12 protein-coding genes and 1 pseudogene are annotated in these 14175 nt (G+C 73.0%); 10 read left to right on the top strand and 3 right to left on the bottom strand.

From position 1 onward, the window contains the following. From hypB to ACFRU2_RS08920, 7 genes and pseudogenes are all read left to right on the top strand, one after another. Positions 1-900: a hydrogenase nickel incorporation protein HypB gene (hypB, locus tag ACFRU2_RS08950; protein ID WP_382969509.1), complete on the top strand. Its 900-nt coding sequence runs from the start codon at positions 1-3 to the stop codon at positions 898-900. After that, on the top strand, positions 900-3302 hold the full coding sequence (gene hypF / locus ACFRU2_RS08945; RefSeq protein WP_382969506.1) for a carbamoyltransferase HypF: 2403 nt from the start codon (positions 900-902) through the stop codon (positions 3300-3302). Before hypB ends, hypF begins: the two co-directional genes overlap by 1 nt. Continuing rightward, entirely contained in the window at positions 3271-3567 is a 297-nt protein-coding gene (locus ACFRU2_RS08940; RefSeq protein ID WP_274546756.1) for a HypC/HybG/HupF family hydrogenase formation chaperone, read from the top strand. Before hypF ends, ACFRU2_RS08940 begins: the two co-directional genes overlap by 32 nt. Then, positions 3564-4706, top strand: a complete 1143-nt coding sequence (hypD, locus tag ACFRU2_RS08935) for a hydrogenase formation protein HypD (protein ID WP_382969502.1) — start codon at positions 3564-3566, stop codon at positions 4704-4706. The genes ACFRU2_RS08940 and hypD overlap by 4 nt, the downstream gene beginning before the upstream one ends. Then, positions 4699-5763, top strand: coding sequence for a hydrogenase expression/formation protein HypE (gene hypE, locus ACFRU2_RS08930; protein ID WP_382969500.1), 1065 nt, complete (start codon positions 4699-4701; stop codon positions 5761-5763). Before hypD ends, hypE begins: the two co-directional genes overlap by 8 nt. A 16-nt stretch (positions 5764-5779) precedes the next feature. Further along, positions 5780-5878, top strand: a pseudogene (locus tag ACFRU2_RS08925) (pentapeptide repeat-containing protein); the annotation flags it as partial. Between the two features lie 322 nt (positions 5879-6200). Next, entirely contained in the window at positions 6201-6617 is a 417-nt protein-coding gene (locus tag ACFRU2_RS08920; RefSeq protein ID WP_382969497.1) for a DUF5133 domain-containing protein, read from the top strand. A 23-nt stretch (positions 6618-6640) separates the two neighbouring features. Here the strand turns inward: ACFRU2_RS08920 and ACFRU2_RS08915 are convergent, their stop codons facing one another. The 3 genes from ACFRU2_RS08915 to ACFRU2_RS08905 all read right to left on the bottom strand — a co-directional run bounded on the left by ACFRU2_RS08915 (position 6641) and on the right by ACFRU2_RS08905 (position 9870). Then, complete coding sequence (locus ACFRU2_RS08915; protein WP_382969494.1) at positions 6641-7129, bottom strand: DUF6328 family protein; 489 nt, start codon at positions 7127-7129, stop codon at positions 6641-6643. A 93-nt stretch (positions 7130-7222) separates the two neighbouring features. Beyond that, positions 7223-8434: an amidohydrolase gene (locus ACFRU2_RS08910; protein WP_382969491.1), complete on the bottom strand. Its 1212-nt coding sequence runs from the start codon at positions 8432-8434 to the stop codon at positions 7223-7225. Continuing rightward, positions 8431-9870, bottom strand: coding sequence for an MFS transporter (locus ACFRU2_RS08905; RefSeq protein WP_382969488.1), 1440 nt, complete (start codon positions 9868-9870; stop codon positions 8431-8433). Before ACFRU2_RS08905 ends, ACFRU2_RS08910 begins: the two co-directional genes overlap by 4 nt. A gap of 356 nt (positions 9871-10226) precedes the next feature. Here ACFRU2_RS08905 and ACFRU2_RS08900 point away from each other — a divergent pair, with 356 nt between their 5' ends. The 3 genes from ACFRU2_RS08900 to fxsT all read left to right on the top strand — a co-directional run. Continuing rightward, complete coding sequence (locus ACFRU2_RS08900; RefSeq protein ID WP_382969485.1) at positions 10227-11261, top strand: Lrp/AsnC family transcriptional regulator; 1035 nt, start codon at positions 10227-10229, stop codon at positions 11259-11261. A gap of 244 nt (positions 11262-11505) precedes the next feature. Further along, the gene (locus ACFRU2_RS08895; protein WP_382969482.1) at positions 11506-12009 is read left to right on the top strand and encodes a hypothetical protein; all 504 of its coding nucleotides are present in this window, start codon (positions 11506-11508) and stop codon (positions 12007-12009) included. 46 nt (positions 12010-12055) lie between these two features. Then, a partial coding sequence (fxsT, locus tag ACFRU2_RS08890) for an FxSxx-COOH system tetratricopeptide repeat protein (RefSeq protein WP_382969479.1) occupies positions 12056-14175 on the top strand: 2120 nt, incomplete at its 3' end.

The raw sequence follows: 14175 nt of genomic DNA, 5'->3' as shown, positions 1-14175 counted from the left end.
ATGTGCCGAGTGGTCGACCTGCACCAGGCGGTTCTCGCCAAGAACGACGGGGCCGCACAGGCCCTGCGCGCCGAACTCAGCGCCCGCGGCACGACGGTCGTCAACATGCTGTCCAGTCCGGGCAGCGGCAAGACCGCCCTGCTGGAGCGCGAACTGCTGCTCGCCCGGGAGCGGGGCGTGGCCGTCGCCGCGCTGACCGCCGACCTGGCCACCGAGAACGACGCGGTACGGCTGGCCCGTTCGGGGGCCCCGGTCAAGCAGGTGCTCACCGACGGGCTCTGCCACCTGGAAGCCGTGATGCTGGGCCGCCACCTGCACGGCTGGCTGCCCGAGGAGACGCGGCTGCTCTTCGTCGAGAACGTCGGCAACCTGGTCTGCCCGGCCTCGTACGACCTCGGGGAGTCGCTGCGCGTGGTCCTCGCGTCCGTGACCGAGGGCGAGGACAAACCGCTCAAGTACCCGACGGCCTTCGGGCTGGCCCAGCTCGTCGTCGTCACCAAGACCGATATCGCGCACGCCGTCGACTTCGACGAGGCGGCCTTCCGCGCGAACGTCCAGCAGGTCAACCCGGGGGTGGAGGTGGCCCTCACCTCGGCCCGTACCGGCGAGGGCCTCGGCATCCTGCTGGACCGGGCGCATGCGGTCGGAGCGGGAGCCGCGGCGCACACCCCCGTGATGGCCCGCGCGTGCGCTCCGGCACAGGGCGCCGCTGCGGCCGACGGCCACGTACACGGTCACGGTCATGACCATGGCCACGTACACGGCGACCATGACCACGACCACCCGCACCGGCCTGAGGACGGGCACGGACACCAGCACGCCCATGACCACGGCCCGGTGCCCGCACCGGTGCCGACCGGCACTCCGGCAGCCGTGCGAGCCCGCGGGCAGAGCCTCTGATGGATTCCGTACAGCGCCGCCGGGTCACCGTCCAGGGCGTGGTGCAAGGCGTCGGTTTCCGACCGTACGTCTACGCCCGCGCCACCGGGCTCGGGCTGGCCGGACACGTCACCAACACCCCGGAGGGCGTGGTGACCGAGGTCGAGGGTGCGGCGGCCGCCGTGTCCGCGTTCTGCGAGCGCCTCGCGGCGGACGCTCCGCCGCTGGCGGTGGTGGACGCCGTGGACCACTGCGAGGTGCCGGTGGTCGGCGGCGCCGGGTTCGCGATCATCGCCTCGCGGAGCGGCGGCCCGGCCCGGACCCTGATCTCCCCGGACACGGCGACGTGCGCCGCCTGCCTCGCGGAACTGGCGGATCCGGCCGACCGGCGCCACCGGCACCCCTTCATCACGTGCACGCACTGCGGCCCCCGCTTCACGATCGTCACCGGACTGCCCTACGACCGCGCGCAGACCACCATGGCCGGCTTCCCTATGTGCCCCGACTGCGCCCGCGAGTACGCCGATCCGGCCGACCGCCGCTTTCACGCCCAGCCCGTCGCCTGCCCAGCCTGCGGTCCCCGGCTGCGGCTGCTGATCGGCTCCGGCGGGCGGGTCCCGTACGAGCTCACCGGTACGGATCCGGTCGCCGGGGCGCGCCGCATGCTGGCCCGGGGCGCGATCCTGGCGGTCAAGGGGCTCGGCGGATACCACCTGGCCTGCGATGCCACCCGGCCCGAGGCGGTGGCGGAACTGCGCCGGCGCAAGGCGCGCGGAGACAAGCCCTTCGCCGTGATGGCGCGCGATCTCGCCGAAGCGGAGCGGCTGGCGCACCTCGGCCCCGAGGAACGTGCCCTGCTCACCGGGAGCGTCCGGCCCATCGTGCTGCTCCGCAGGCGGGCCGGCGTCCCCGGACCGGCCGAGGAGGTCGCGCCGCGCAGCCCCGACCTCGGCGTCATGCTCCCGTACACCCCGCTCCACCACCTGCTGTTCGGACTTCCCGGCGATCCCCCGGGGCCGGCGCTGCTCGTCATGACCAGTGGGAACCTCGCGGGCGAGCCCATCGTCACCGAGGAGGACGAGGCCCTGGAGCGGCTGGCCGGTCTCGCCGACGGCTGGCTCACGCACGACCGGCCCATCCACATCCCGTGCGACGACTCCGTGGTCCGCGTCTGCGACGGCGCCGAGCTGCTGGTCCGGCGTTCGCGCGGCTACGCCCCGCTGCCGCTGCCCCTGCCGTTCCCGGTCCCCGCCACACTGGCGACGGGGGGCGATCTGAAGAACGCCCTCTGTCTCGGGGAGGGCCGCCGGGCCTGGCTGTCGGCGCACATCGGCGATATGGACGACCTGGCCACCCAGATCGCCTTCGAGCGGGCCGAACGGCAGCTGGAGTCCGTCACCGGGGTCTCTCCCGTCCTGCTGGCCGCCGACCGGCATCCCGGCTACCGCTCGGGCCGGTGGGCGGACCGCCATGCGGCAGGCCGGCCGCTGGTACGCGTCCAGCACCATCACGCGCACATCGCGGCCGCGCTGGCCGAACACGGCCTGGACGGCGGCCGCCGGGTGATCGGCGTCGCCTTCGACGGCACCGGCTACGGCGACGACGGCGCGGTGTGGGGCGGCGAGGTGCTCCTCGCCGACTACGCCGGCTACACCCGCTTCGCCCACCTCGCGTACGTGCCGCTGCCGGGCGGCGACGCCGCGGTGCACCGGCCGTACCGGATGGCCCTGTCCCACCTGCGGGCCGCGGGCATCCCCTGGGATCCGGACCTGCCGTGTACGAGCAGCTACCCTGAAGAAGAACTCCGGGTGCTGTCACAGCAGTTGGAGCGGGGCCTGAACTGTGTCGCCACGTCCAGCATGGGACGGCTCTTCGACGCCGTCTCCTCGCTGGCGGGCATCTGCCAGTACTCCGGGTACGAGGCCCAGGCCGCGATGGAGCTCGAATCCGCCGCACTGCGGGCGGCGGAACGCCCCGGCTCCAGCCCTGGCCGGCTCCCCTACGCCTTCGCCCTGAACCGGCCGGCGCCCGGCCACGAGGCCCCCGTCACCGCCGATCCGGCCCCCCTGCTGGCATCGGTGGTGGCCGACCTGCGGGCGGGGGTGGATCCGTCCGTGATCGCGGCGCGCTTCCACGCCGCCACCACCGGGCTCGTCGCGGAGCTGTGCGTGCTGGCACGCGAACGGCACGCGCTGGACACGGTGGTGCTGACCGGCGGGGTCTTCGCCAACACCTTGTTGTCCTCGGCCTGCGCCCGCGTGCTGCGCGAGCGCGGCTTCACCGTACTGCGGCACCGCCAGGTCCCGCCGAACGACGGCGGGCTGGCACTCGGTCAGCTCATGGTGGCGGCCGCCCGCGGCGTCACCGACCCCCCACAGCGAGGAGAGGCCCATGTGCTTGGCGGTTCCCGGCAGAGTGCTTGACATCGCGGAGAAGGACGGCACCCGCATGGCCACGGTCGACTTCGGCGGCGTACAGAAGGAGGTGTGCCTGGAGTACCTGCCCGACCTCCAGGTCGGCGAGTACGCCATCGTCCACGTGGGCTTCGCCCTGCAGCGTCTGGACGAGGAGTCCGCCAAGCAGACCCTCGAGCTGTTCGCGGAACTCGGCATGCTCCAGGAGGAGTTCGGCGACCCGTGGGAGCTGGCGGCGGACGCCGCCGACGGTGGCGAGGGAGGGCCGCGGTGAAGTACATCGACGAGTTCCAGGACCCCGCCCTCGCGCGCCGGCTCCTGGACGAGATCCACTCCGCGGTGACCCGGCCCTGGGCGCTGATGGAGGTGTGCGGCGGCCAGACCCACACCATCATCCGGCACGGGATCGATCAACTCCTTCCGGATCAGGTGGAGTTGATTCACGGACCGGGGTGTCCCGTCTGCGTCACCCCGCTGGAGGTCATCGACAAGGCCCTGGAGATCGCCTCCCGGCCGGGCGTGATCTTCTGCTCCTTCGGCGACATGCTCCGGGTCCCGGGAACCGGCCGGGACCTGTTCCGGGTCCGCAGCGAGGGCGGTGACGTACGGGTGGTCTACTCGCCGCTCGACGCCCTGACCATCGCCCGGCAGAACCCGGACCGGGAGGTGGTGTTCTTCGGCATCGGCTTCGAGACCACGGCCCCGCCGAACGCGATGACGGTCCATCAGGCGAAGCGGCTGGGCATCCCCAACTTCAGCCTGCTGGTCTCCCACGTCCGGGTTCCCCCGGCCATCGAGGCCATCATGCGCTCCCCGAGCTGCCGGGTGCAGGGCTTCCTCGCCGCCGGACACGTGTGCAGCGTGATGGGGATGGCGGAGTACCCGGAGCTCGCGGCGCGGTACCGGGTGCCGATCGTCGTGACGGGCTTCGAGCCACTGGACATCCTCGAAGGCGTGCGCCGGACCGTGCTCCAGCTCGAACGGGGCGAGCACACCGTGGAGAACGCCTACGCGCGGGCCGTGCGCCCGGAGGGGAACCCCGCCGCCCTCGCCATGCTGGAAGACGTCTTCGAGGTCACGGACCGGGCCTGGCGCGGCATCGGGGTCATCCCGGACAGCGGCTGGCGACTGTCCGAGCGCTACCGGGAGTTCGACGCCGAGCACCGCTTCTCGGTCACCGGGATCACCACGCGGGAGCCCGCCGAGTGCCGCAGCGGCGAGGTGCTCCAGGGACTCATCAAACCGCACGAGTGCGAGGCCTTCGGCACCCTGTGCACGCCACGCTCGCCGCTCGGCGCCACGATGGTCTCCAGCGAGGGCGCCTGCGCCGCGTACTACCTCTACCGCCGGCTCGACCTCCAGGCCGCGCCGGCCTCCCCGACGACACCGCTGGAGGCGAGCCCCGTTGGCTGAGACCGCACCCCTGGACGTCACCGGCTGGACCTGCCCGGCCCCGCTGCGCGACCATCCCCGGGTGGTGATGGGCCACGGCGGAGGCGGCGCGCTGTCCGCCGAACTCGTCCAGCACCTCTTCCTCCCGGAATTCGGCGGGCCCGCCCTCGCCCAGCTCGGGGACTCCGCCGCGCTCACCCTCGGCGGCGTCCGGCTGGCCTTCTCCACGGACTCCTACGTCGTGCGCCCGCTGTTCTTCCCGGGCGGCTGCATCGGCGACCTCGCGGTCAACGGCACGGTCAACGACCTGGCCATGTCGGGGGCCGAACCGGCCTACCTCTCCTGTGGGTTCATCCTGGAGGAGGGCGTGGAACTGTCCGTGGTCTCGCGGGTCGCCCGGGCCATGGGCGAGGCGGCCCGCGCCGCGGGCGTGGAGGTGGTCACCGGGGACACCAAGGTCGTGGAGAGCGGGCACGGGGACGGCGTCTACATCAACACCGCGGGCATCGGCGTCATCCCCGCGGGGGTGGACCTGCGCGCGCAGCGGGTCGTACCGGGCGACGTGGTCATCGTCAGCGGGGAGATCGGGCTGCACGGCGTGGCCATCATGAGCGTGCGCGAAGGCCTGGAGTTCGGGGTGGACGTGGAGAGCGACTGCGCTCCGCTGGCCGGCCTCGTACGGAGCATGCTCGCGGTCACCCCGGACCTGCACGTCCTGCGCGACCCCACCCGGGGCGGTCTGGCCGCCTCGCTCAACGAGATCGCCGCGGCCTCCGGCACCGGCGTCCTCGTCCACGAGGCGCGGGTGCCCGTGCCTCCGGCCGTGGCGAACGCCTGCTCGATCCTCGGCCTGGACCCGTTCTACGTGGCCAACGAGGGCAAGCTCGTGGCCTTCGTGCCGCGCGAGCACGCCGACGCCGTGCTCGACGCGATGCGGGCGCATCCGCTGGGGCGCGCGGCAACCGTGATCGGCGAGGCCGTGGAGGCCCACCCGGGCATGGTGGTGGCCCGGACCAGGCTGGGCGGCACCCGCGTGGTGGACCTGCCGATCGGGGAGCAGCTGCCGCGGATCTGCTGACGGGGCGCGGGCGGGCCTGACGTGGGGGGACCTGGCGTGGGGGGACCTGGCGTGGGCGGACCTGGCGCGGGCGGACCTGGCGCGGGCGGACCTGGCGCGGGCGGACCTGGCGTGGGCGGACCTGGCGTGGGCGGCTCCCCGGCACGCGCCGGGGGCGCCGCACGGGTCCGCGCCGGTCGGCCGCACGGGTCATGGCAGGGGTCCGGGCCCTGAACCAGCGCGCCGCGCGGTCCGTGCTCAGACGGCGGGCATACCGTCCGTACGCGGACCACCGCCGCGCACCGACCCGCACCGACCCGCACCGGAGGAACCCCGTGCCGACACCCGGAGAACCCACTCCGCCGACGCGACCGACCCCCGCCGCCGCCCCGACGCACGGGCAGCCGGGGCCAGCGCCGGCACCGGCGCCGGCGGGCAACCGGGCCGTCGGGATGCTGATGGCCGCGACACCCTGCTCGGCCCGCGACGCACTGCGGATCCTCGCGACGGCCGCGGACCTGGCCGACGTCGCCGTCGAGGACCTGGCTGCCGCGATGACCGCCACCGCGTGCGGCACCGCCCTGCCCGCCCGACTGGAACGCGCCCTGCGCCGCTCCGTCGAAGCCGCCCGGACCCGCGGGCCTGCGGGCGGTCCCCGCGCTGCCGGGCTCGCGCCGAATCCCGCCCGGACCGAGGAGGTACTGACCCGGCTGCGCGGCTGTCAGGCCCGGCTCTCGGCAGCACCGCATGACCCGGCGGCCCTGCGGGCCATGGACGACACCGCGTACACCTTGTGCGTGCTGATGGGCCGGCCCACCGCACTCGAAGCCATCACCGCGGCGGAGGAACTGCTCGCCGCCACGCCCACGCTCTAGGCCGGGCCGTCCTGCCGCTCGGGTCAGCCCTTGGTGGTGTAGCGGACGCGTGCCCACAGGGGCAGCACGAACCAGCACAGCACGTACCAGGCGAACACTCCGCCCACGAGCCACGTCGCGAGGGCGTTGTCGGTGGCGACCCTGAGGACGAGGAGCAGGGCCGAGGTGCTCGTGGCCAGGAGCAGCAGGAGACCGGTGAAGGTCAGGCGTGCGGCCCAGGAGACGGCCTCGGGCTTGATCCTGCGCCCCGAGACGATGCGGTGGAAGGCCACCGGGCCGATCAGGGCGCCGGTCGCCAGGGATCCCAGGACCACGGTGACGACGTAGATCGTCTTCTCGGTCTGCGCCAGCCCCGCGAACACGGGGGCGAAGACCACCGTCAGCAGGAATCCGAACAGGATCTGGACACCCGTCTGGGCGACCCGGATCTCCTGGACCAGTTCCTGCCACTGCCGGTCCGCGCGTTCCTCCGCGGACTCGTCCCGTCCCGCCTGCTCCGTCCCGTTCCGCATCCGGCCGCCTCTCCGAGGGGTGTCCCCGCCCCTCGTCTACCCCCGGGCTCCCACATCATGTTCCGCGGCCGCGCCGGCCACGGGACGGCCCGATCAGGCGCGCGGGGCCCGTGCGGCCAGCCGGGTGAGCAGGGACCGGCGGTGTTCCGGGGCGGTCGCGAGGCCGATCACCGTCCAGGCCATGGCCAGCCCGCCGTCGAGCACGGCACGGTCGGCCTGCGCGGTGACCCCGTACCGCGTGAACTCGGGGTTGTGCATGATCGCGTCGCCGCAGTCGTAGCCGATCATCGGGTGGATGGTGGGCACCAGGTGCGAGACGTTGCCCATGTCCGTGGAGCCGCCCCGCAGGGTCGGGTCCAGGTCCTGGACCCGGCGTCCGAGGTCACGGGCGGCCGCCAGATAGGCGCGGCCCATCGCGAAGTCCTGCCGCAGATCGGCGTAGTCGTTGCCGACGGCCTCCAGGGCGAGCTCGGCGCCGGTGGCCAGCGCTCCGGCCTCGAAGCAGGCGCGGATCCGGGTCTGGAGTTCGGCGAGCTCCTCGCTGGTGACGGCACGGCAGTCGTACGAGGCCTCCGTGCGGGCGGGGATGACGTTGGCGGCCTCGCCGCCGCGGGTGACGATCCCGGAGACCACGGCGCCGGGGCGCATCTGCTGGCGGTAGGCGGCGATGGCCACCTGGGCGATCATCATGGCGTCGGCGGCGTTGACACCGCGCTCGGGCATCGCCGCGGCGTGCGCGGCGCGCCCGGTGTAGCCGACGTTCCAGCTGCTGATGGCGAGCGAGCTCATGCCCACCGAGTCGGAGGGCGCGGCGTGCACCATCATGGCGGCGGCCATGTCGTCGAAGGCGCCCTCGCGCAGCATGTCCACCTTGCCGCCGCCGGATTCCTCGGCCGGGGTGCCCAGGAGCTTGACGGTGATGCCGAGTTCGTCGGCGAGCGGGGCCAGGGCCAGGGCGGCGGCCACGGAGGCGGCGCCGTTGACGTTGTGGCCGCAGGCGTGGCCGATGCCGGGGAGGGCGTCGTACTCGGCGCAGATGCCGATGACGAGGTCACCGCTGCCGGCGGTCGCACTGAACGCGGTGGGCAGGCCGTACGCCCCGCGCGTCACCTCGAACCCGGCCCGCTCGACGAGGTCGCCGATGCGCCGGGCGGCGCGGTGTTCCTCGTAGGCGAGTTCGGGATCGGCGTGCAGTGCGTGGCTGAGGTCGAGGACCGCGTCCTGCCGGGTGGTCAGGAAGGCCCGGCTGCGTTCGCGCAGGAGAAGGGCGGACTGGGTGGCCTGGGTGGCCTGGCTGGTGTTCATCGGCCCGCCTCCGCGGTGTCGTCGGCCTTCGGGGTGCGGTAGAGCAGGGCGAGGGCGGCGCCGGCCACCGAGACCAGGACGCAGACCGTCCAGGAGACGGTGTACGCGCTCAGTCCGGGCAGGGTCCGGCCTGCCGGGGTGTGGGCCGCGAACACGGTCAGGACGGCGGCGGCTCCGAGGGATCCGCCGATGTTGATGAGGAGTTCGTTGATGCCGGAGCCGACCGAGGTGCGGTCGCGGGGTACGCATTCCACGGCGAGCGTGCGCGTGGAGTGCTGGAGGAAGCCCGTGCCGAGGCCCGCCACGGCGGTGCCCGCCAGGAAGAGGGCCTGATCGCCGTGGAACGCCAGCACCATCGCGTAGCCGGCGGCCATCAGCAGGGAGCCCGCGACCAGGGTGAGCCGGTCGGTGACGGCGGCGGCCACGGCGGGTGCGAGGAGCGCCCCGAGCGTGAGGGCCAGCAGGTTGGGCAGGGTGGCGAGGGCGATCGCGAAGGGGTCGAGGCCCAGCCCGTAGCCCTCCTCGGCGCGGCTGGTCCCCATGAACACCGCGTTGGCGACCATCAGCCCGAACATGCAGAAGGTGAAGGTCAGCGTGACCAGCGAGACGGCGACGACTCCGCGGCGGCGGAACATCCGTACGTCGATCATCGGCTCGGCGGTGCGCAGTTCCACCCGTACCCACAGGGCGGTGACGAGGACCCCGCCGGCGAGACAGCCCAGGGTGCGGGGGGAGGCCCACTCCCATCCCGGGGTGCCGCCGAGCCCGAGGCCGAGCATGACCGCGGTCAGTCCCAGGCAGAGCAGGATGCCGCCCGCCCAGTCGACCCGGCCGCCGGGCCGGTGGTCCGACTCGGGCAGCAGCCGCCAGGTGGCGGCCAGGGCCAGGCTCGTGGCGACGGCCGGCACCCACAGCGCCGCGGTCGGGCTGTCGACCGTACGGGCCACGAAACCGCTGGCCACGAGCCCGAAGGCCATGCCCGCGACCAGGGCGGCGACCATCACGCTGATGCCGCGGCGGCTCTCGGCCTCGGCATCGTCGTCGGGCCCTTCGCTGCTGCGCTTGCGGTTGCGCAGGATGCCGACGAGCAGCGGGAAGAACCCGGCGAAGGCGCCCTGGAGGATCTGCCCGGCGAGGAGGGTCCCGAAATCACGGCTGAGGCCGACGAGCAGCGAGCCCAGGAGGACGATCAGCAGGTTCCAGCGCAGGACGCGGCGGTGGCCGTGGAGGTCGCCCATCCGGGACAGGACCGGGGTGAAGGCGACGCTGGCCAGCAGGTTGGCGACGCTGATCCAGTTGAGGTCGGCCGCCGAGACGCCCAGGGTGTCGGTGAGGCCGCGCAGCAGGGGCGAGAGGAAGCCCTGGGTGATGCCGCTGGAGAGCTCCACGAGGACCACGGAGGCGATCACGGCGGTCGCCGGGGTCGCACGGTTCACCCGGTTCTCCCGGAGTCCCCGGGGAGGGCGCGACGGGCTGCGCAGGGGTCTGGCGTCCGTGTCCGTCATACGTACCACCTGTTCGGGATCGGCCGTGCGGCCGAGGCAGGGAGGGGGGAGCGGGCCGCCTGCGGGGCGGAATCCGCACCACAATGTCCGGTGCGGGTCGCCACGCGGGCAAGAGTGGGCCACATAATCGGGTGAACGCGGCGCACTCCCCCGGTCCAGTGGCGGATTCCGGCATCAAGGCCGCTCTGCGGGGCCTACCCGGGCAGCCGGTCACGGGGCGGGCCGGGGTGTCGCAGCGTCGCCGCCCGTTCCCGCGAGCAGGCGAGCAACCAGCCGGGAGGCCCCTGATGACGCACACCGGTCCCGTCGCCGGCCCGCACGGTCCCGCGGCCCCGCCGCCCGGACCCACCACGGCCCTGCCCGCGCTCGACGCCGTCGACCACGCGGTGCTGCGCATCCTGCACCGCGACCCGCGGGCCGCCTTCGCCGAGGTGGCCGAGGAGGTCGGGGTGCACGAGCGGACGGTGGCCCGCCGCCTGGAGCGGATGACGGCGACGGGCCACGTCCGCTTCACGGCCGCGCTCGTCCCCGAGTACCAGGGCGAGGGGATCACCGCGGAGCTGGCCGTACGGTGCGCCCCCGGGCGGGTCCACGAGACGGCCCTGGCGCTCGCCCGGCGGCCGGAAACCCGCTCGGTGGAGGTGGCCACGGGCGCCCTGGAGGTGTTCGCCGAGGTCAACGCCCCCGGCCACGAGGCCCTGCTGACCTTGGTGGACTCGGTGATCGGGCGACTGGACGGAGTCGTGGACGTCCACTCCAGCGTGGTGCTGCGGCTGCTGCTCACCGCCGGCGACTGGGCGCCGTACGACGAGGAGCCCACGGAGGTGCGCCGGCTGGCCATGGCGGGGCGGGAGCTGCCCGCGCCGCTCGCCGTGGACGATCTCGACCGGCGGCTGGTGACACTGCTGAGCAGGGACGCCCGGATGTCGACGACCCGGCTGGCCCGCGAGCTCCAGGTCGGCGAGACCACCGCCCGGCGCCGCCTGGCCCGCCTGATGACCTCCCACATCCTGCACTTGCGGCTGCTCGCGGACCCGGCGGTGCTGGGCTACCCGGTGGAGGCCCGGTTCCGGATCGCGGTGTCGCACCGCGGGCTCGGCTCGGCCGTACGGCTCCTGGCCCGCGAGCCTTCGGTACGGCATCTGGTGGTCACCACCGGAGCCTCCGGGCTCCTCGGCTACTCCAGCCACCGCGACCTCGCGGCCCTGCACGCCTTCACCACCCGCGTCTTCGCCCTGCTGGGCGGCACCACCCAGGTGGAGACGGCCCTGCTGATGCGGACGTACAAACGCGCGGGCGTCCCCGAAACCCCGACCCGCTGAACGGCCCGGAGCCAGGGAGCTCGTCGCGCATCACGGTCGAGCGCCGGTGGATGTGGCCAACCCGGCCCAGCCGCACGTGCTACTGGATTCCGGCGGCGCGTTGGTGGAGTCGGTGCCGGCGCTCTTCGCCCCACTTTGCGGGATCGGACGGTCTGGGCTTCGCTGGATGTGTGGGCTCGGGAACGTACGTGGCCGTCCTATTTGGACACCAGGACATGGCCCATGAGTGGAGGGCGACGATCGCATGCTGGTCGAGTCGTTGACGGCCCTGGCACTGGCTGGCGGCACCGCGGTAGTCAAGGCCGCGGGTACTGATGCATGGAATGGCCTGCGCAGACGGATTGCGGATCTCTTCGCTCACGGCGAGGCGGCGCGGGCTGATGCTGAGCTTGAGCGTCTGGACCACACGGCCGAGGTCCTGAGCAGCGCTAACGACATCGGCAGTGAACGTCTGCGGCAGGAAGGAATGTGGCAGGCCCGGTTCGAAGTGCTGCTGGAGGGCCTCGACGCGTCCGGGCAGGAGCGGGCGGCTGAGCGCTTGCGGGAGATGCTGTCGTTCGTCGCCGCCTCGACGGGTGACATGGCCACCGGAACAGGGAAGGCCACCGCCCGGGACGGCGGCAGCGCCGTCACCGGGGTCAGACGCGCGAGCGGCAGCCAGAGCGGCCCAGCGGCGGCGGTCAACACAGGGGACGCCGAAGCCGAGGGGGCCGGCTCCAGCGCCGTCAGCGGCATCGTCAACGAATGACAACCCGCCGCCACCGCACCTGGGCGAGGCGATCCGAGGAGCTGTCATGGTCCGATGGCCGGGGGACAGGCACGACTCCGGCAAGGGCACCGAGCCTCCGGAGCCGGCGGTAGGCAACGACCGCGGTGCACAGCCGGATTCCCGCGACATCCTGTCGGCTGCGGCATCCGAGGCCTCCCCAGGTACCGGGCCCACTGTGATCAACAGCGGGAACGCGACTGCCACCGACGGCGGGATCGCCGTCACCGGCATCTTCAGTCCCACCGTGCACCTTCCGCCCGAAGCGATGCGGCCTCCCGCCGAAGTGGACGCCCCCGGAGGGTTGAACAACCTGCCCTATCAGCCGAGTCTCTTCGTGGGGCGCGCCGAGGAACTCGAGCGCCTGGACGCCGTTCTGTCGGCCCCGGGCCCGGCCCTGGTCCAGGCAGTGCACGGCCTGGGCGGGATCGGCAAGAGCACCCTGGCCGCCCACTGGGCCGCCACCCGCCCCCACGGATGTGCGCCAGTGCGCTGGATCACCGCCGACAGCCCCGCCGGCGTCCAGCAGGGGCTGGCCGGCCTGACTACCGCCCTGCGGCCCGTCCTGGCCAAGGCGCTGCCGGTCGAGGGGCTCGCCGAGTGGGGGCTCCAGTGGCTGGCCAGCCACACCGGCTGGCTGCTCATCCTGGACAACGTCAACGATCCCGCCGACGTCGCCCCCGTGATCGCACGTGCTCCCGGCGGCCGGTTCCTGATCACCAGCCGCCTCGCCACCGCCTGGAGCGACGCCGCCACTGTGGTACGCCTCGACGTCATGGACGAGGCCGACTCCCTCACCCTGTTCACTCGCATCACCACCGCAGCAGGCCCCCGTGACCTGGACGGGGCCGCCGACCTCTGCACTGAACTCGGCCACCTGCCCCTCGCCATCGACCAAGCGGCCGCCTACCTCGCCCAGAACCCACTCGTCACCCCCAGCGACTATCTCCACCTGCTCGCCCAACACCCGGCAGCGATGTACAGCCACGGCGCAGCCACCACCCCAGCCCAGCGCACCATCGCCCGGATCTGGGACATCACCCTCGACCAGATCACCGCCCGCCAGCCCGCAGCCGCCGACCTCCTACGCACCCTGGCCTGGTACGCCCCCGAAAACATCCCCACCACCCTGGCCAACGGCTCCACCGACCCACCCACAAGGAACCAGGCAATCGGCCTGCTCACCGCCTACAACATGATCACGGTCGACCCCGCCACGAGCACCCTCGCCGTCCACCGCCTCGTCCAGGCTCTTACCCGCACCCCCGACACCGACGACCCCTACCGCACGCCCAGCCACATCAACCAGGCCCGCGAGCGGGCCACCAGCAACCTGTGCAAGGCCCTACCCGCCGCCCTGTACGACCCCACCACGTGGCCCACCTGGCGAACCCTGCTCCCCCACATCGACGCCCTCGCCGAGCACACTGCTCCGGACACCGACACCAGCACCACCGCCGGCCTCCTCCATATGGCTGGGCGATTCCTGACCGATCAGGGTCTGACCGCCCGCGGGATCATGCACCTTCAACGTGCTTTCGCCGCCTCCGAGCGGGTGCTGGGTGAAGATCACCCCGACACCCTGGATTCCCGCAACCACCTGGCCCACGCCTACCAGGCGGCGGGGGATCTAGGCCGCGCCATCCCTCTGTTCGAGCAGACCCTGGTAGACCGGTTGCGGGTGCTGGGCGAAGACGACCCCGCCACCCTGGGCTCCAGCGGCAACCTCGCCTATGCCTATCTGGAGTTGGGGGATATGGCCCGCGCCATCCCCCTCTATGAGCAGACCCTGACCGACGACTTGCGGGTGCTGGGCGAAGACCACCCCGACACCCTGACCTCCAGCAACAACCTCGCCCACGCCTACCAGATAGCTGGGGACCTAGGCCGCGCCATCCCCCTGTACGAGCAAAACCTCCGCGACCGGCTGCGCGTACTGGGCCCAGACCACCCCGCCACCCTGGGCTCCGGCAACAACCTTGCCTCCGCCTACCAGGAAGCGGGGGATCTGGCCCACGCCATCCCCCTGTACGAGCAGACCTTGACCGACGAGTTGCGGGTGCTGGGCGAAGACCACCCCGACACCCTGACCTCCAGCAACAACCTCGCCCACGCCTACCAGATAGCTGGGGACCTAGGCCGCGCCAT

This window comes from Streptomyces sp. NPDC056883 (assembly GCF_042788835.1).
GTDB lineage: Bacteria > Actinomycetota > Actinomycetes > Streptomycetales > Streptomycetaceae > Streptomyces > Streptomyces stoeckheimensis.
The sequence above is the reverse complement of the archived record's forward strand: the minus strand, read 5'-3'. Positions and strand labels throughout refer to the sequence as shown.

Bases quoted from the DNA above. Each gene is read 5' to 3' on its own strand.
- hypB (WP_382969509.1), top strand. From the start codon at position 1: ATGTGCCGAGTGGTCGACCTGCACCAGGCGGTTCTCGCCAAGAACGAC.
- hypF (WP_382969506.1), top strand. From the start codon at position 900: ATGGATTCCGTACAGCGCCGCCGGGTCACCGTCCAGGGCGTGGTGCAA.
- ACFRU2_RS08940 (WP_274546756.1), top strand. From the start codon at position 3,271: ATGTGCTTGGCGGTTCCCGGCAGAGTGCTTGACATCGCGGAGAAGGAC.
- ACFRU2_RS08920 (WP_382969497.1), top strand. From the start codon at position 6,201: ATGGCCGCGACACCCTGCTCGGCCCGCGACGCACTGCGGATCCTCGCG.
- ACFRU2_RS08915 (WP_382969494.1), bottom strand. From the start codon at position 7,129: ATGCGGAACGGGACGGAGCAGGCGGGACGGGACGAGTCCGCGGAGGAA.
- ACFRU2_RS08910 (WP_382969491.1), bottom strand. From the start codon at position 8,434: ATGAACACCAGCCAGGCCACCCAGGCCACCCAGTCCGCCCTTCTCCTG.
- ACFRU2_RS08900 (WP_382969485.1), top strand. From the start codon at position 10,227: ATGACGCACACCGGTCCCGTCGCCGGCCCGCACGGTCCCGCGGCCCCG.
- ACFRU2_RS08895 (WP_382969482.1), top strand. From the start codon at position 11,506: ATGCTGGTCGAGTCGTTGACGGCCCTGGCACTGGCTGGCGGCACCGCG.